The sequence below is a fragment of the Pedobacter sp. 22226 genome, assembly GCF_052045455.1.
GTDB lineage: Bacteria > Bacteroidota > Bacteroidia > Sphingobacteriales > Sphingobacteriaceae > Pedobacter > Pedobacter jeongneungensis.
The window spans coordinates 219,963-237,730 of record NZ_JBQEPB010000008.1 but is presented as its reverse complement, the minus strand read 5'-3'; the positions used below and the strand labels follow the sequence as shown (position 1 = coordinate 237,730).

General features: G+C 37.0%; 18 protein-coding genes. 12 read left to right on the top strand and 6 right to left on the bottom strand.

Features of this window, described 5'->3' with window-relative positions; translation table 11 throughout:
- Positions 1-34 precede the first annotated feature (34 nt).
- Positions 35-1,156, bottom strand: coding sequence for a magnesium/cobalt transporter CorA (corA, locus tag ACTJKC_RS19055; protein WP_344853791.1), 1,122 nt, complete (start codon positions 1,154-1,156; stop codon positions 35-37).
- A 3-nt stretch (positions 1,157-1,159) separates the two neighbouring features.
- A complete protein-coding gene (locus ACTJKC_RS19050) occupies positions 1,160-1,771 on the bottom strand; it encodes a WbqC family protein (RefSeq protein ID WP_440794391.1) in 612 nt (203 codons plus the stop codon).
- A gap of 39 nt (positions 1,772-1,810) precedes the next feature.
- Here ACTJKC_RS19050 and ACTJKC_RS19045 point away from each other — a divergent pair, with 39 nt between their 5' ends.
- Both ACTJKC_RS19045 and ACTJKC_RS19040 read left to right on the top strand, forming a co-directional pair.
- The gene (locus tag ACTJKC_RS19045) at positions 1,811-2,683 is read left to right on the top strand and encodes a lysophospholipid acyltransferase family protein (protein WP_440794389.1); all 873 of its coding nucleotides are present in this window, start codon (positions 1,811-1,813) and stop codon (positions 2,681-2,683) included.
- Positions 2,684-2,688: 5 nt separating this feature from the next.
- A complete protein-coding gene (locus ACTJKC_RS19040) occupies positions 2,689-3,702 on the top strand; it encodes a glycosyltransferase family 2 protein (RefSeq protein WP_440794387.1) in 1,014 nt (337 codons plus the stop codon).
- Between the two features lie 146 nt (positions 3,703-3,848).
- Here the strand turns inward: ACTJKC_RS19040 and aroQ are convergent, their stop codons facing one another.
- Positions 3,849-4,265, bottom strand: coding sequence for a type II 3-dehydroquinate dehydratase (gene aroQ / locus ACTJKC_RS19035; RefSeq protein ID WP_025144771.1), 417 nt, complete (start codon positions 4,263-4,265; stop codon positions 3,849-3,851).
- Positions 4,266-4,326: 61 nt separating this feature from the next.
- Here aroQ and xerD point away from each other — a divergent pair, with 61 nt between their 5' ends.
- A complete protein-coding gene (gene xerD, locus ACTJKC_RS19030; RefSeq protein WP_440794385.1) occupies positions 4,327-5,226 on the top strand; it encodes a site-specific tyrosine recombinase XerD in 900 nt (299 codons plus the stop codon).
- Between the two features lie 212 nt (positions 5,227-5,438).
- On the opposite strand, the gene prmC is transcribed toward xerD, so the two are convergent.
- Positions 5,439-6,290: a peptide chain release factor N(5)-glutamine methyltransferase gene (prmC, locus tag ACTJKC_RS19025; protein WP_440794383.1), complete on the bottom strand. Its 852-nt coding sequence runs from the start codon at positions 6,288-6,290 to the stop codon at positions 5,439-5,441.
- An 81-nt stretch (positions 6,291-6,371) separates the two neighbouring features.
- On the opposite strand from prmC, the gene ribD reads away from it, so the two are divergent.
- The 5 genes from ribD (at position 6,372) to ACTJKC_RS19000 (ending at position 11,909) form a co-directional block, all read left to right on the top strand.
- Positions 6,372-7,427, top strand: coding sequence for a bifunctional diaminohydroxyphosphoribosylaminopyrimidine deaminase/5-amino-6-(5-phosphoribosylamino)uracil reductase RibD (ribD, locus tag ACTJKC_RS19020; protein WP_440794381.1), 1,056 nt, complete (start codon positions 6,372-6,374; stop codon positions 7,425-7,427).
- Complete coding sequence (locus ACTJKC_RS19015; protein ID WP_440794379.1) at positions 7,424-8,290, top strand: EamA family transporter; 867 nt, start codon at positions 7,424-7,426, stop codon at positions 8,288-8,290. Before ribD ends, ACTJKC_RS19015 begins: the two co-directional genes overlap by 4 nt.
- Positions 8,277-8,891 carry an IMPACT family protein gene (locus ACTJKC_RS19010; RefSeq protein WP_344853801.1) on the top strand — a complete coding sequence of 205 codons (615 nt, stop codon included), beginning with the start codon at positions 8,277-8,279 and terminating at the stop codon, positions 8,889-8,891. Before ACTJKC_RS19015 ends, ACTJKC_RS19010 begins: the two co-directional genes overlap by 14 nt.
- Positions 8,892-9,033: 142 nt before the next feature.
- A complete protein-coding gene (locus ACTJKC_RS19005) occupies positions 9,034-9,894 on the top strand; it encodes a nucleoside phosphorylase (RefSeq protein ID WP_440794376.1) in 861 nt (286 codons plus the stop codon).
- Between the two features lie 56 nt (positions 9,895-9,950).
- On the top strand, positions 9,951-11,909 hold the full coding sequence (locus ACTJKC_RS19000; protein WP_440794374.1) for a tetratricopeptide repeat-containing sensor histidine kinase: 1,959 nt from the start codon (positions 9,951-9,953) through the stop codon (positions 11,907-11,909).
- A gap of 58 nt (positions 11,910-11,967) precedes the next feature.
- Here ACTJKC_RS19000 and ACTJKC_RS18995 read toward each other — a convergent pair whose 3' ends face one another.
- Entirely contained in the window at positions 11,968-12,363 is a 396-nt protein-coding gene (locus ACTJKC_RS18995) for a DUF1398 domain-containing protein (protein ID WP_440794372.1), read from the bottom strand.
- A 2-nt stretch (positions 12,364-12,365) separates the two neighbouring features.
- Positions 12,366-13,415: an aldose epimerase family protein gene (locus ACTJKC_RS18990; protein WP_440794370.1), complete on the bottom strand. Its 1,050-nt coding sequence runs from the start codon at positions 13,413-13,415 to the stop codon at positions 12,366-12,368.
- Between the two features lie 76 nt (positions 13,416-13,491).
- Between ACTJKC_RS18990 and ACTJKC_RS18985 the strand changes: the two genes are divergently transcribed.
- The 4 genes from ACTJKC_RS18985 (at position 13,492) to ACTJKC_RS18970 (ending at position 17,612) form a co-directional block, all read left to right on the top strand.
- Complete coding sequence (locus tag ACTJKC_RS18985; RefSeq protein WP_440794368.1) at positions 13,492-14,643, top strand: galactokinase; 1,152 nt, start codon at positions 13,492-13,494, stop codon at positions 14,641-14,643.
- Positions 14,644-14,735: 92 nt separating this feature from the next.
- Positions 14,736-15,266 carry an RNA methyltransferase gene (locus tag ACTJKC_RS18980; protein WP_344853809.1) on the top strand — a complete coding sequence of 177 codons (531 nt, stop codon included), beginning with the start codon at positions 14,736-14,738 and terminating at the stop codon, positions 15,264-15,266.
- A gap of 106 nt (positions 15,267-15,372) precedes the next feature.
- Entirely contained in the window at positions 15,373-16,035 is a 663-nt protein-coding gene (locus ACTJKC_RS18975; RefSeq protein WP_440794366.1) for a YdeI/OmpD-associated family protein, read from the top strand.
- 236 nt (positions 16,036-16,271) lie between these two features.
- Complete coding sequence (locus ACTJKC_RS18970; protein ID WP_344853812.1) at positions 16,272-17,612, top strand: OmpA family protein; 1,341 nt, start codon at positions 16,272-16,274, stop codon at positions 17,610-17,612.
- The last annotated feature ends 156 nt before the right edge of the window (positions 17,613-17,768 follow it).

Genomic DNA, 17,768 nt, shown 5'->3' with positions numbered 1-17,768 from the left:
TTACCAAAAACTGGTACATTTTAAAAATAATGTTTTATTTAAACCAACCTTTACGCCAAAAATAAATCACCTGTAAAATCGCAATTACTGCCATAACAATCCAGGTGTATAAATAACCGTGTGCTGCATATAATTCTGGCATGTTGTCTTTCAGTATTTTTCCGGTTGCCGGGTCTTCCCTGCTAAAATTCATCCCGTAAATCCCTGCAATAAAGGTTAATGGTATAAATATGGACGAAATAATGGTCAATACCTTCATAATTTCGTTCATCCGGTTACTAATGATCGATAAATTCATATCAATGTTGGCAGAAGCAATCTCCTTTAATGATTCAATAAAATCTATAATCTGGATGCAATGGTCGTAAGCATCTTTCATATAGGTTTTGGTCAAATCAGATATCAAGGGACTATCTGTACGGATAATATCATTTAACTTATCCCTTTCCGGCCAGGTTACTTTCCTGATGGTGATCAATGATCGCTTAATGGCCTGTGTATCGTACATGATCCTTTTATCGGGGTGATCATACAGGCGGTCTTCAATTGCATCCAGTTCTTCCCCCCAAAAATTCAATAAGGCAAAATAGTTGTCTACAATCACATCCATGATGGCGTACATCAGATAACTGCTGCCTCCGATACGGATGTTGCCCTTCCCTACTTCCAAACGTTTCCGCACCGGTTCAAAACAATCGGCATAAGTTTCCTGAAAGGTAATCAGCGTGCGTTCTGATAAAATAAAGGAAATCTGATCGTTGCAAAGCACATTATCATCATTCAGATATAAGTGCCGGCTTACCGAAAAAATATACTTGTCGTTATCGTATTCATCCAGTTTAGGCCGCTGGTAAGAACTGGTAATATCTTCGAGCACAAGCCTGCTGATATCAAGTTTATTATAAAGCGTTTCAAAAATATTAGGATCAGCCAGTCCTTTGATATCAAACCAGTAATAGAAATCTTTGTTCTCGATCAGTTTATCAATGTTATTGATATTCTGTATTTCTGTTTTCTTATAAGTTTTTTCATTATAAGTATGCAATACAATTATAGGCTTTAAAGCCTCTTCATCAATGGCATACAAACCCGGACTGGTACCCGGAGCTGGAACTTTATAGTGTTTGTGACGGTTGCGTGGCTTGTTTTTTCCCATAGGTTATAAATATAGCCGGGCTTGCGGACCCTGGTTAAATAACAGATCAACAATACTTAAGTTGGGTAAAAATTGATGTTTACCTTCAAAAACCTGATAATATGGCTTATTGTTTACAATATCTTCCTGTTTTTTAGGGTTCATGGCTGCGCGAAAATCCAGTTCAGGTTTGATATCGTCAAAATATTCAGGGGTAACTTCGAAGTTTTTATTTAATTTGAGTTTCTTATTCAGCCATTCTAAAAGTTCGAGATTGTAGTCAAACAGAAACTCAAATTTACCGGTATAAAAACGGGATAGTTCATCTTCGTAAAACTCGAAATAAGCAGAACTCCGGTAACAGCTTTCTAAACTCAGCCAGTGCAACCGCTGCCAGTTAAAATCGTAACTGATCCGTACATCTTTCATTTTCGTATGTGTTTTAGCACCCTTAACCACCGGAACGGTAATATCAAGTTTGCCATTGGGCGAATAAATACTGGCCCTGTTACGGTAAGTCTGCTTGGCTAAATGCTCATGTTTTTCGATTAAAAAATCTTCTCCAAGCTTTTGCAATAAACTAAAATAACCTACTGGCGGAAGATAAAATAACGGAAGTATAGCTGTATTCTGCATTTGAAAATTTATGTTTGTACCTGAAACGTTTTAAAAATAATGATTAAAAGAGGGATTGCGCACGTTGGCGTATTTTTTTTATACCTGTTGTCGCTGCTTCCTTTGCCTTTGCTGTTTTTTTTTGCAAGATTACTATATTATCTGCTTTATTACGTAATTGGCTATCGAAAAAAAGTTGTCAGGCAGAATTTAACCCAATCTTTTCCAGAAAAATCAGCGGCTGAAATCAAAGCCATTGAAAAAAAATTCTTCTTGTACCTGGCCGAACTTATTTTTGAAATCATTAAAATGACCAGTATTTCGAAAGCGGAAACCTTGAGAAGGGTAAAGTTTACGGGACTGGAACAATTGGAAGTTCATTTTAAAAACGGAGAAAGTGTATTGGCCTGTACCGGGCATTATGGAAACTGGGAATTGGGCACTTTAGCGCTTGGGTTAAGCATTTCTGCCAAAACCATGGTCATTTTTAAACCCATTAAAAATAAAATTTTTGAAACCTGGTTTGATTGTATGCGGACCAAATATGGCAATATTTTTATCGCGATGCGCCAGACTTTACGTGGCATGGCTGCCTATAAAAATGAACCTACCCTTTTGTGTTTCGCGAGCGATCAATCCCCCACGAGGGAAGAAACCAAATATTTCGCAGATTTTTTAAATCAGCCCACTGCGGCACTTTTAGGGGTAGAAAAAATTGCAAAATCGACCAAAAGACCGATATATTACTTTAAAGTAAATGTGGTTAAAAAAGGTTATTATCATATAGAAGTGTTGCCAATGTGCCTCGAACCAGCCAAAATGGATGAATTTGAAATCACCGACCTGCACTTTAAATTTTTAGAAAATATTATAAAAGAACAGCCTCAATACTGGCTCTGGAGCCATAAACGCTGGAAATTTAAACCCGAATAAAAAGAATGAACCCATCAGTAGCCCTTGTAATCTTAAACTGGAATGGAAAAGCATATTTAAATCAGTTTTTACCCGGAGTTTTACGTTCCGAATATGATAACCTGCAAATAATTGTGGGAGATAATGCCTCAACCGACGATTCAGTTTCATTTTTACAGGAAAACTTCCCAACTGTTAAAATTATTCAGAACGACCAGAATTACGGATTTGCAGGGGGCTACAACAAAGTATTGGAACGTGTAGAAGCCGATTATTTTATTTTACTTAACTCAGATGTTGAAGTTATTCCAAACTGGATTAAACCGGTGATCAACCTGATGGAAAGTGATGCGCAAATTGCAGCAGCGCAACCAAAAATTAAATGGCATATAAATAAAAATCAGTTCGAATATGCCGGTGCTGCCGGCGGATATCTGGATATTTATGCTTTTCCTTTTTGCCGTGGCAGACTTTTTAATGTTTACGAGCACGACAATGGGCAGTACAATGAACAAAAGGAAGTGTTTTGGGCCAGTGGTGCAGCTTTTTTTATCAAAAGCAAATGCTGGAGGGAAGCCGGTGGTTTAGATGCCGATCTTTTTGCCCATATGGAAGAAATCGACCTTTGCTGGAGATTAAAAAACCTGAATTATAAAATTATGTATTGTCCCGATGCCGAAGTGTACCATGTTGGTGGCGGAACTTTACAAACGGAAAATCCATTCAAAACTTACCTCAATTTCAGGAACAACCTCATTATCATGCAGAAAAACCTTCCTGCAGGTGATGCAATTTTCCGGATTACCATCCGCATGTTTATCGATTTTATTGCCTGGTGGCACTTTTTACTTACCGGAAAACCAAAATTTACGATGGCCGTAACCAAAGGGCACTGGCATTTTCTTAAATCCTTATCAAAAACGAATAAAAAAAGGAAATCGGTTCAAAAAGCTTATGTCAAACATACCGGAGTGTACAATAACAGTATCGTTTGGGCATTTTTTATTAAAAAAATTAAATATTTTTCAAAGCTGACCTAGAAATTGTATCGTAGTAAGCTTGTGCATTTGATTGATTACAAGTCATCATTGCGAAACGGCGTTTTCAGCTGACGAAGCAATCTATTACTCCAGGTTTGTAGTGCTGTCAGATGTTTTCATCTGACAGTTTCAGTATTAAAATTAAATTAAACCAACAAACTTTCAATAGCCAAACGGTAACCCTTCATTCCAAACCCGGTTAAAACACCCTGACAGTTTTTACCGGTTAATGATACGTGGCGATATTCTTCGCGGGCATAAATATTCGAAATATGCACTTCAACAACAGGTGTCTTAATGGCTGCAATAGCATCTGCGATAGCCACAGAAGTATGTGTGTAACCACCGGCATTAAGCACTACCCCATCATAACTGAAACCAACTTCATGCAATTTATTAATAATTTCGCCTTCTACATTGCTCTGGTAATATTCAATTTCGATTTCCGGATAAACTGATTTTAATTCTTTAATGTAATCTTCAATGCTGGTATTTCCGTAAATAGATGGCTCGCGAACGCCCAATAAGTTTAAGTTTGGTCCGTTAATAATTTGTATTTTCATGCTATGTAGTAACGTTAAATGTTGTAACGTTGCAATGTTATAAAAAATCTCATATAAAAGCATGCTTTGGCCATCATATATTAAAGGATTTAAGTCGTATTTAAAGCTTGAGCGGTCATTATCTGGCAATTCTGTAGAAGCTTATCTGAATGATATTGACAAACTTGCCCAATATTTTAAGTCATTAAATGAAGAGCCAAAACTGACCGATATCACCATAACCGACTTAAAGTCTTTTATTTCGTGGTTAAATGAACTTGGTATGCTTGCCAGCACACAAGCCAGGGTAATATCAGGACTGAAAGCTTTTTTTGCCTATTTAATGCTCGAAGATGTCATCTCTAACGATCCAACCGCTTTACTGGAAGCGCCTAAACTGAGCAGAAAATTACCTGATACGCTCAATATACATGAGATTAACGAGCTGATAGCCGCAATAGATGCTTCAAAACCCGAAGGAATGCGCAATAAAGCCATAATGGAAGTATTATACGGTTGTGGCTTAAGGGTTACTGAATTAACCGAACTCAAGATTTCCAGTCTTTTCCCGCAGATTGAATTTATCAAAGTAATAGGAAAAGGTAATAAAGAACGCTTAGTACCCATTGGAAGCGTAGCTTTAAAACTGCTTGATATTTACATCAATGAAGTACGTGTGCACGCAAACATTAAAAAAGGACATGAAGATTTTATCTTTTTAAACCGTTTTGGGGCTAAACTTTCGCGTATTTCTATCTTTAACCTGATTAAAAGTCTGGCCATAGCAACAGGACTAAAGAAAACAATCAGTCCGCATACTTTAAGACATTCATTTGCTACACATTTAATTGAAGGCGGTGCTGATTTACGAGCGGTACAGGAAATGCTAGGCCATTCGAGCATTACCACAACAGAAATTTATACGCACATAGACAGGGATTATTTGAGAGAGGTAATCACACAGTTTCATCCGAGGGCTTAGTAATATTTTTTAACCACAAAGACACTAAGACACTAAGTTAGAACTGACCGTCTCGAGCGAAGTACAATGCGATCAAAAGATCTGCAAAGAGATAGATCTCTCCCTGCCCGAAGCAGGCGGGCATTCCACTGCGTTTCAGTCGAGATGACGCCCCCTATGTACCTTATCCATTTCCCATCTTCCGTCTTACATCATCCATCCTACCTCATCCATCAAATCATTGCTCTTAACATCCGATCTTTCCCTTGCATATCTTTCCTTAAATCAATATTTACAAAGCCTTTATCTTTTAGCATTTCAATAGTTTCTTCACCTAAATATTCGTTGATCTCGAAATATAGTTGTCCTTTGGGTTTTAAGTTGGTTTTAGCAAAATCGGCAATGGCTCTATAAAAAATCAGTGGGTTTTCATCCCTAACAAACAGGGCCAGATGAGGTTCGTGCAATAGTACGTTATCATGCATTTCACCTTTTTCTAAATCCCTGATATATGGAGGATTACTTACGATAACATCAAATTTTTCTTCATATTGAAAAGTCAAAATATTCGCCGTTATAAAATCAATTTCCACGCCAACTTGAAGCGCATTTTGCTTGGCCACCTTAATAGCCTCAGGTGAAACATCTAATGTAAATATCCGGGCATTCGGTAAGTATTTTTTTAGGGTAACCGGAATACAGCCAGATCCTGTTCCAATGTCCAGAATCTTAAAATCATCAACATTAGTCTGCGAACTGCAAACAGAGATGATCCACTCTACCAGTTCCTCTGTTTCGGGCCTTGGTATCAATACATTTTCATTTACTTTAAAAATCAATCCATAAAAATGCGCTTCTTCCAGAATATGCTGAATGGGTTTGCCAATCTGCAAATCGTTTAGGATGCTCAGCAGTTTTTGCAAATTGATAAAACTGATTTCCTGGTCTTTCATCATCATCAGTTTATTGCGGGATAAGTTTAAAACCCGTTCAGCAGCTAAACTAAACAACCACTTAGCCTCTCCGCTGCCATATAACGACATTAATTCCAATTTGTATTGCTCTTCAAGCGCACCTATATTCATGTACGGCAAAATTACTTATTTGCGACGATAACAAATCTGTTTTGATCAGCCCATGACGCTTTTTTTACTACTTTTGCGCTAATGAGCGATGAATTCTATATAAAACGTTGTCTGGAGCTAGCCGCCTTAGGAATGGGTAACGTAAGTCCGAACCCAATGGTAGGATGTGTAATTGTACTGAACAACAAAATTATCGGCGAAGGCTACCACCAGGAATATGGAAAAGCACATGCAGAACCAAACGCTGTAAAAGCTGTATTTGATCAGTTCGGAGAAGAAGCCGAAGCAATGTTAAAACAGGCCACCGCTTATGTGAGTTTAGAACCATGTGCCCATTTTGGCAAAACCCCGCCCTGTGCCGATCTTTTCGTGAAACATCAGATTAAAAGGGTGGTGATAGGCAACAGAGATCCATTTTCAAGCGTTGATGGTAAGGGAATTGAAAAACTTAGAAACGCCGGAATTGAGGTAATAAGCGGTGTTTTAGATGAAGAATGTCGTTACCTTAACAGAAGATTTTTCACCAGGATACAACAGCAGAGGCCTTATATTATTTTAAAATGGGCTGAAACGGCGAATGGCTATTTTGCAACAACTGATGGTCATCAAAAATGGATTAGTGGTGCTTTGGCCAAACGTTTGGCGCACCGGTGGCGTACTGAGGAAGATGCAATTTTAATCGGAAAACAGACTGCCATAATGGATAATCCGCAATTAACAGCGCGGGAATGGCCGGGTAAAAACCCTGTACGCTTGGTGATCGATAAAAACCTGCAGGTTCCAATATCCAATCACATTTTTAACATAGCGGCCAAAACCATCATATTTAACGAAATTAAAACCGATGTTGTTGGTAATGTCCATTATATCCAAATGGAAGATATGCATTTTTATTTCGCTCAAAAGGTTGCATTTCAGCTTTACTTAATGGATATACAATCCGTAATTATCGAAGGTGGGGCAAATATCATAAATCAGTTTTTGTCTGCTAATCTTTGGGATGAAGCACGTATCTTCACCTCATCAAACAGCTGGAAAGATGGCATTCCTTCACCCACTATAAATGGAAACCTGAAAGAACATATCCAAGTTGAAAATGATAAACTCTCTATCTATATAAACGACATAAATAAATGATTTACATTATCTTAAGCATCTGTTGTAGTGTTACAGTTGCTATTCTGTTAAAGCTCGCCAAACGATACCAAATCAGCATTATTCAGGCCGTAACGGTTAATTACCTGGCTGCACTTACCTTATGTTTTCTATTTTTCAAACCGGATGTATCGCTGGTAACTACCAGTGCGCCGTGGCCAAATTATATTGCGCTGGCCATATTGCTACCATCTATATTTTTATTTCTGGCAGCATCGGTTAAAAATCTGGGAATCGTTAAAACTGATATCGCGCAACGTTTATCATTGTTCATTCCCATATTAGCAGCTTACTTTATTTTTAAAGAAGATTTTAATAATTTCAAAATCATAGGTTTAGCCATCGGATTTGCGGCAATCATTTTAACTTTTCTCCGCAAATCAGATAAAAAAGACAACAAAGGGAATCTGCTATATCCCATAATGGTTTTTGTTGGCTTTGGCGTTATTGATGTCCTTTTTAAACAAATTGCACTTTATAAGGATTTGCCTTATACCACTTCTCTTTTCACTGTTTTCTGCCTTTCGTTTATCGTATCGTTGTTAATTGTAATCGCGATGGTCATTTCAGGCAAAATTAAGTTACAGCTGGTTAACGTAGCCTGCGGACTAATCTTAGGCTTCTTTAATTTCGGAAATATACTTTTTTATATGAAGGCACATAAAGCACTGGCAGAAAATCCATCTACAGTGTTTGCCGCCATGAATTTAGGTGTTATCATTGTTGGAACTTTAATTGGTGTAATTGCCTTTAAAGAGAAATTAAGCAAACTGAATTATACGGGTATAGTTTTGGCTATTGCCGCCGTTATTTTCATTACATTATCGCAAAATGCTGTTCGATGATTCCTATAAAACCATCGAAAGTGCCTCAGAAGGTATATTTCGCGATAAAGGAAGTAAATTTATTGCCTTTTCGTACCCGATCCGCAGTGAAGAAGAAGTAAAGCCAATTATTGCTAAACTTCGTACCGAACATCCAAAGGCCAATCATTTTTGTTATGCCTACCGTTTAACACCAAACCGGTCAGTTTTCAGGGTGAACGATGATGGCGAACCTTCTGGCACAGCCGGCAGACCAATATTGAACTGCTTGCTATCTGAAGATATTACCAATATATTAATCGTTGTAGTCCGTTATTTTGGTGGCACTTTACTTGGTGTTCCGGGTTTAATTAACGCCTATAAAAATGCTGGTTTAGAGGCCATTAAAGCTTCGAATGTAGTAAGCAAGACGGTTAATGATATTTATGAAGCCCATTTCGAATACCTGCAGATGAATGATGTAATGAAATTAACCAAAGAAGAAAATTTACAGGTTTTGGCTCAACAGTTTGACATCAATTGTATCTTAAAATTTGAGGTTAGAAAAGCTCAACTCAACCAGGTTTTAAGTAAATTTGATAAAATTGAAGGTGTTAAGTTAAAATACCTAAGCACAATTTAATAACCACAGCTTTTAGCGCTGCGTTAATCAGGGAAATCTGCTGGAAAAATTGTGAGGGTAAACAACAAAACCAAAATATAATTAACGACCCCAGATAAAAAGGATAAACACAGATAAATCTGAGGGATAATATAAACCAAATATGAAAATATCCGAAAGCGACCTAATCATCAATCCTGATGGCAGCATATACCACTTAAATCTTCTCCCCGGAGACATTGCAGATACTGTAATTACGGTTGGCGATCCGGACCGTGTTGGCGAAGTAAGCAAATATTTCGACCAGATAGAGTTTAAAAAAGGTAAGCGCGAATTTATTACCCATACGGGGTATATAGGAAAAAAGTGGGTAACAGTGCTTTCAACAGGTATAGGAACTGATAATATCGATATTGTTTTTAACGAACTGGATGCATTGGTGAACATCGATTTCGAAACCCGTGAAGTAAAAAAAGAACTGACCTCGCTAAATATTATCCGGATAGGTACTTCAGGAGCGGTGCAACCCGATATCCCGATGGGTACGATTTTAGCTTCTACACATGGTTTGGGGATGGACGCTTTAATGAATTATTATCTTCAGCAATTCTCTGGTGATGAGCAACTTATACTGAATGATGTTAAAACGCATTTTGGTCATTTAAAAAATATTAACCCTTATTTAACTGCTGCTGATGAAAGTCTTTTAAATACTATTGGTAAAGATATGGCGCATGGCATTACGATTACAGCACCTGGTTTTTACGCTCCGCAAGGCAGAATAGTAAGGGCAAAAAATGCAGTTCCTGATTTTATCGGGCTCATTAACAGCTTTAGGAGCAATCAGCACCGCATTACTAATTTGGAAATGGAAACGGCGGGGATTTATGCATTGGCAAAAGTTTTAGGGCATAAAGCGCTTTCTGTAAATGCGATTCTGGCTAGCAGGGTAAAATTCGAATTTAGCAATGAACCAAATAAAATTGTAGAACAGGCGATTAAAACAGTACTGGAAAGGATTTAAATTTAAATTAGCATATCATTTCAGTACATTTATTGCTAAAGCAGTAAAAGTCAATTATGAAGAAATTAATCCCTCTCTTTATTTTATGTAATTGCTATATCTTATCTGCCCTGGCTCAGGGGAATTTACTGAGCAAACAGCTTATTGAAATGAAAAAGGCCGGGTTAAATCATTACAGGCTTCACCAAACCCATGCCTATATTGATACCCTGAACAGAATTTCGTATTTATATTTTAAAGAAAATCCTGATAGCAGTTGGTTTTATGCAGATAAAGCTTATAAACTTGCTATAAATGATCAATACCTCTACGGACAGGCTAAAGCAAAGCTTAATTTTTCTGGAAATTATTATTATAAGAATAATTATGACAAAGCATTTATTGAATTGTATGATGCCTATAAAATTGCTACTAAAACTTCAGATCAGGCTTTAATAGCCATTTGCCTAAACGATATCGGTTTGGCCTACGTTCAGCAAAAAAATTACCCTATTGCTTTAAAGCATTTTTATCGTGCGCTAGAGCTTTCTACAAAGATAAAAGATTATAATACCCAAATGCTAAATGAGTTTAACCTTGGTTTTTGCTATGCCATACTTTTTGGTAAATATAAAAAACAAGCCTATTTTAATAACTCTTTCAAGCATTACCAACTTGCGCAGGCAATAGCTAAAAATATAAATAATCAAACTTACTTTTTTACCTGCTATAATCGCCTGGGCGACTTATTTATTCTTAAACAAGACTATAAAAAAGGAATAAAATATTTTGAAACGGTACTTTACAATCAAAAAGAAGTTTCAGATTGGGAACTCGGCGCTACTTATACTAGCATGGCAAAGGCAAACATTGGCCTAAAAAAGTTTGACAATGCTATAAAGTTTGCAGAGTTAGGATTTTCTATCGCAAAAAAGAATAAGGATCAAATAAATATTGAAAAATCCTTGTCCTTGCTGGCGAAAGCCTATCAGGAAAAAGGGAATTTCAAAAAAGCTTATGAAATATTAGATCAGAAGGCGCATTATGCTACCTTAGCCTCCGATGAAGAAGCCAAAAAAAGAGTAAATGAATTATTAATTATTCAGAAAAACCTCGAAAATCAGTATTTAACCAAAGAAATTACTGCACAAGAAAAAAACATACACCTCAATCGTTTATTGATTATAATAAGCATATCTTTTTTATCGCTGGTTTCCATTTTATTGGCAATAGTTTATCTTAAATCAAAACAACAAAGCAAACTGAACAGGCTATTAGCTGATAATAACATCGATATTTTACAACAGAAAGATCTGATAGCACAGCAGAATATAGAACTACAAAACAACGACGATTATAAAAACAAACTTATACTGGTAATTGGTCATGATTTGCGTTCGCCATTTGCCACTACATTACAGGCAACCCGATTTTTTAAAGAAGGTGATTTTAGTAAGGAAGAACTTAATCTTTTTATTGATGATTTTCAAGAAAAAATATTAAGCAGTCTTGAAATGTTGAATGATTTGATTACATGGACAAAAAGTAATAAATCAACCAGGGCCAATAGAATTCCTTACAAACTCAGTAGCGTTACTGATCTGGTTATTAAAGAATTAGCTCAGACCAGTTTACTGAAACAGATATCCTTAAATCATTATCACTCAACAATAAACGACATCGTGTTAATCGATGAGAAACAGGTAATGGTTATCTTAAGGAATCTGATTACCAATGCCATTAAATTTACCAAACCGAAAGGCAATATCGAAATTTTTTACAGTACAGAAACAGCAGCCAATAACATTTTTCTTCATATTAAAGATAATGGAATTGGAATGGATCAAAAAAAAGCTGCTAAGCTTTTTGCTGTTTTTGGTGATGAAATGTCTTCAAGAGGAACGGCTGGAGAATCTGGTTCTGGAATTGGCTTAAGTCTGGTAAGCGATTTTGCGAGATTAAATGATATCAAAATACAGATGAAAACACAAGAAAATGGTGGTACGGAGTTTATATTGGGTTTTACACTTGTTTAATGCTACTCTGATGACTAAATCAGCCATCAGAGTAACATCATAATTTTAGTTAAGTATATTAAACTTCAGCAATGTTTTCCTTTACCAGTTCATTGCCTTCGGCATCCAGGTACGTACAGGTCATTTCTTCCAGATCGGTTACCCATTTCTCCACTCCTGCATCTGCGGCCTGTTTGCAAAAAGTAATGTAATCTGTTTCGCCCTGCTGGTGTATTTTTAAAGCATGCTCAAGTTTTCCGGCAGAAGGTTCATCGTTGATAATTAAAGCCGGGTATCCATCAGGACTTACTTGCTGGGCATTATCTTCATTGTCAAAATAAATGGATAAACCATTGCTCACATAAACATCGTTCCGCCTAACACCCAGTTCCTTAATTTCTTTTATAAACTGCGGGAAATCTGCACCAGTTTTAATTTTCGATTCTGCTGCCCGGATGTTTTCGATGGTGAACATAATTATTTATTTAATGAAACTTTGTAAATGGTTGTTTGCGTGTATAAATCGTCAGGTCTTAATACCGTACTTGGAAATTCCGGAATATTAATGGCATTTGGGTGATGCTGTGTTTCCACGCAAAAAGCACCGTAGCTTTCGTAATCCCTGCCACCCTTTCCATTTTTCACATCCAAATACTTCGAGGTATAAAGATGTGCTACTGGCTCTGTTGTATATACGCTTAACACTAAACCGCTTTCTTCCTCAATTGTTTTAGTGGCCAGTGATAAATCACCGTATATTTTATCCAGCACGTAGGTTTGATCGTACCCTTCTTCCTCATTCCAATCCTGTCCTATCGCTTTAGATTTTGTAAAATCCATGTTGGTTCCTGCAACAGGGATTAGTTTACCCGTAACCGAGTAATTACTATCCTGCTCCAGGTAATGTGAAGCAAAAATCTGCTGTTTGTGGTCCTTAATATTCCCACCATTTGGCGCGAGGTTGAAATAACCATGGTGGGTTAAATTAATTGCCGTAGCCTGATCGGTTTCTGCCTCGTAACTCAAAATCAGTTCATCATTTTCGGTCAGTTCGAAAGTAAGATCAATGATCAGGTTGCCTGGAAAATTCTCTTCACCATCAACACTTTCATATTGTAAAGTAACCAGCGACTGCTCCCCTTCGCCCACTTCGATAACATCCCAGACTTTTTTATCAAACCCTTCAATGCCGCCGTGTAAAGTATCCGTCCCGGCATTTTGTGCCAGTTGATAATCTTCACCATCAATAGTAAAACGACCATTTTTAATGCGATTGGCATAACGCCCTACAATTGCACCTAAATATGGGTACTGGGTTAAGTAATCCGGATTAAGGTATTCATCAAAAGTATCGAAACCCAGTACAATATCCTGCATCTCGCCTTTGGCATTTTTTACAATGAATTTGTTGATGATTGCACCATAATTAAATATTTTAACATAAGTGCCTTTACTATTGGTTAATTCGATTGCGATAACTTCTTCGCCATCAATAATTTTTCCGGTAGGTGTTTGCTGAACGCTCATAAATTGTAACTTAGGGCTTTTGTTTCCTAAACAAACATACTATTATTAATGCTTTTAATAAATATATTTTAGCCAAATGAACATTAACCTTGAGGAAAAATTTGCAGAGCAATACGATAAAAAGGCCCACGCTATATATTTTACGCCCGGCCGGGTTAACCTCATTGGCGAGCATATTGATTATAACGGTGGTTTAGTAATGCCCTGCGCCATTACCCTGGGAACATGGCTGGCTATTGCGCCCAATCAGGATCATAAATTCAGGTTTAAAAGTTTAAATTTCGAGAATGAATCCATTGTTGAGAGTAATGTTTTAAACGAAAAAGACGGTAACCATTGGGCAAATTATCCTGTTGGTGTAATCAACGAAATGATTAAGGATGGAAAAGAAATAACCGGATTAGACTTTCTTTTTTATGGGAATATTCCCATCGGATCGGGACTTTCATCTTCTGCATCTATCGAAATTGCCACAGCATATGCGCTAAATACCCATTTCAATTTAGGTTACGATAAACTGGAACTTGTTAAAATAGCCAAACAGGTGGAGAATGATTTTATTGGTCTAAACTCAGGCATTATGGACCAGTTTGCAGTTGCTTTTGGTGAAAAAAACAAAGCTATTGTTTTAGACTGCGAAACTTTAAAATATAAAATGGTTGATGTGGAGCTCGGCAAGTATGTTTTGGCCATCATTAATACCAACAAGCCCCGCGAACTGGCAGATTCTAAATACAATGAGCGTGTTGCAGAATGCCAAACGGCCTTAAAGCAGCTTAACGAAGAAATCACACTCCATTACCTTTGCGAACTTAATGCAGAGAAATTTGCACTGCACAGCCATGTAATAACCGATGAAGTTATTTTAAACCGCGCCACCCATGTGGTAAAAGAAAACGACCGTGTTCATTTAGCAGCAAAAGCCTTAAATGGCGGTAATCTTGAAGAATTTGGCCGTTTGATGTATGCCTCACACGAATCTTTAAGAAACTTATATGAGGTAAGCGGAAAAGAACTGGATGCTGTAGTGGATTTTTGTAAAGATTATGAGCATGTTATTGGTGCACGCATGACCGGTGCAGGCTTTGGTGGTTGTGCCATTTCTCTACTGGAAAAAGGTTTTGAAGAAGATTTTGCCAAACATTTAACAGATTACTACTTAGCTAAAATTGGTTACCCCGCTGCCATTTACATTAGCGAAATTGGTGGTGGACCAACCAGTTTATAACAACATTTAATACTAGATGCATACAGATAAATACAGATGCGACGATATTAATCTGTGTAATCCTTTCATGTGTGGCATCATTTTAAAAAATCATGAGAAAATTAAAATTAGACGAGTTGAACCGTCCGGATATTGAAGAATTTAAGGCACAGGAGAAATTACCTGTTGTAGTGGTGTTGGATAATGTGCGCAGCATGCATAATGTGGGCTCTATATTCCGTACAGCAGATGGTTTTGCCCTGGAAAAAGTGATTCTCTGCGGCATTACTGCACAGCCGCCACACCGTGAAATAGAAAAAACGGCTTTGGGCGCTACTCAATCTGTTGATTGGATCCATTATACAGATACTTTACAGGCTGTTGATGCCTTAAGGGACTTAGGTTACGAGATTGTTGCCATTGAGCAGGCCGAAAACAGCACGATGCTAAATACTTTTCAACCCGATCCCAATAAAAAATATGCTTTGATTTTTGGAAATGAAGTAGATGGTGTGAGCGATGAAGTAATGGCTAAAATCGACGAATGCATTGAGATTCCCCAATTCGGTACAAAACATTCTTTTAACATTGTAATTTCTGCCGGTATTGTATTCTGGGATTTCTTTGCTAAATTAAGGTTGTAATCATCTAAGTTTTTTACCAAAGATCACTTATAAAAAAACACAGAAAATACATCGATTTTTGTAATATTATCTTCGGACATCTGACTGCAGAATTCGCACTATTCAAATGGAAAATCTATTCTTAAAAAAGCTTCAGGTAAAACCAGGTTATACTGTTAAAGTTGTTGATGCGCCTGAACATGCAGCAGCTATATTTGGTGACATCCCATCCGATATTGTTATAAAATATAACGAAGAAGCTGATTTTAATACATTAATTATCTTCACCATAAGTAAAGATCAGCTTAACCAGCAAATTCAGAGAAATTTAAGACAGATTAACGCCAAAACCATTTTCTGGGTTTTTTATCCCAAAAAATCAGCAAAAATCAAATCAGATCTCGATCTGATGAAAAGCTGGCAAGAACTGAATGCTTTTGGCTTAACGCCCTGCGCATCGGCAGCAGTAAATGAAACGTGGACAGCTTTACGTTTAAAACTTATTGAAGAAGTTAAACCATCGGGAATGCGAAACGACCATATTAAAACCAATGAATATGGCGAATATATAGATCCGGTAAATAAAACTGTTAAACTTCCGGCTGATTTACAAGCCGCTCTTTCCGGTCATCCACAGGCTTTGGCATATTTTAACCAGCTTGCCTATAGCCATCGAAAAGAATATGTGCTATGGGTATTATCTGCAAAACAAGGAAAAACAAGGAGTAGCAGGCTCGAAAAAACCGTTGAAATGCTGTTGAACCATAAAAAAAATCCGTCAGACAAATAGAATTTCTACCGATTAAAATCGTTTAAATTCCTTAAAATGTATAGAATACTATACAAATTCTTATTGATTACCTATGGTTAAGTAACTTTTTTGTGAATTTAATTTAACCTCCTAATCTTCTGATAACATGCTATTTGAGTAAAAAATATAGTATTTGGCAAGATTTTTTCTTAGCCAATGCAAAACAGTACGACATAAAAACTGTTAAGACACTAATATTTAAAAAATAGAAGAACATGAATACGAGAATTACAAAATCAACAATGTTGGTTGCATTATTAGGTTTATCATCACAATTATTTGCGCAGGAGACACCAACAACTACGAGTACTACAGGACGTTTCTCTCCTAAAGAATTCCGCACCTGGTCGGTAGGTGTTCACGGAGGTTTATTAACACCAAGAACTATTTTCGGCAATTCAAATCACCAGTTTCAAACTCCGGTAGAGCATATTGGATACGGTGGTTACATTAAAAAACAAATTTTACCTCAATTAGGTATTCAGGCGGATTTCTTAGCTGGTAAAGTTGAAGAGTTAAGAATTGCTAACGGAATTGATGCTGCCGGAAATACCACTTATGCTGCTAACACAGGTTACAAAACCAATATGCAGTGGTCTGGTGCATTATCAGCAGTCTGGAATGTTGCTAACATCAACATCAATAATGAGAATGCAGTAATTATCCCTTACTTAAAAGCAGGTGCGGGTTACATGTCATCTGGTGCTACAACTACACCAGCTAATACGCAAGATGCAGGTTATTACAGAGAAGGTTGGTTTGTACCTGTAGGTGCCGGTTTTAAACTAGGTGTTGCAAAAGGAATTAACGTAGATTTAGGTTACGATGTAAATTTTGTGAAATCTGCTAAATTTGATGGTGTTAATACTGGTGCTAACGACAGATTTGCTTATGCACACGCAGGTTTAGAATTTGCTTTGGGTAGTAAAGAAAAACCTCAGTTACAAAACTATAGCTCATTAGCTAATTTACGTCAGCAAAGCGCTGAAGAAAGTTCTGAATTAAGAAGAGCATTATCTACTGCTGAGCAAAATGCACAACGCGACAGAGAGCAATATGCTAAAGACCTTGGTGATGATGATAACGATGGTGTAGCAAACAAATTCGACAAATGCCCTGGAACTGCTTCAGGTACAGTTGTTGATGGTTCTGGTTGCCCAATCAAAGTTCAACGCGAAGTAATTAAAGAAACAAGAGTAATCACTGAAGAAGATCGTAAAGTAGTTAAAGATGCAATTTCTAACTTAGAATTCGATTTAGGTAAATCAACTATCCGTTCTAAATCATTTGCTACTTTAAACCGTGTTGCTGCTTTATTGGTAGAGAAAAACTTTAGCTTAAAATTAGCTGGTCACACTGATAATACTGGTGGCAGAGAGTTAAACTTACGTTTATCTAAAGACAGAGCTGAATCAGTAAAAGCTTATTTAGTATCTCAGGGTGCTAATGCATCAAGAATTGAAGCTACAGGTTACGGACCTGACCAACCAATTGCAACTAACAAAACTGCAGCTGGTCGTCAACAAAACCGTCGTGTAGAGTTTACTTTATACTAATCGTAAATAACGGTTAAATAAAAAGCTCCTCAGATTAATTTCTGAGGAGCTTTTTTTATGCTGAACAATAAGAATAATCATGGAAAACAAACAAAGCAATATTCCTATTAAGATTCCCGCCTGCGCCGGGAATGACGAATGAAGTCGATTTTATTG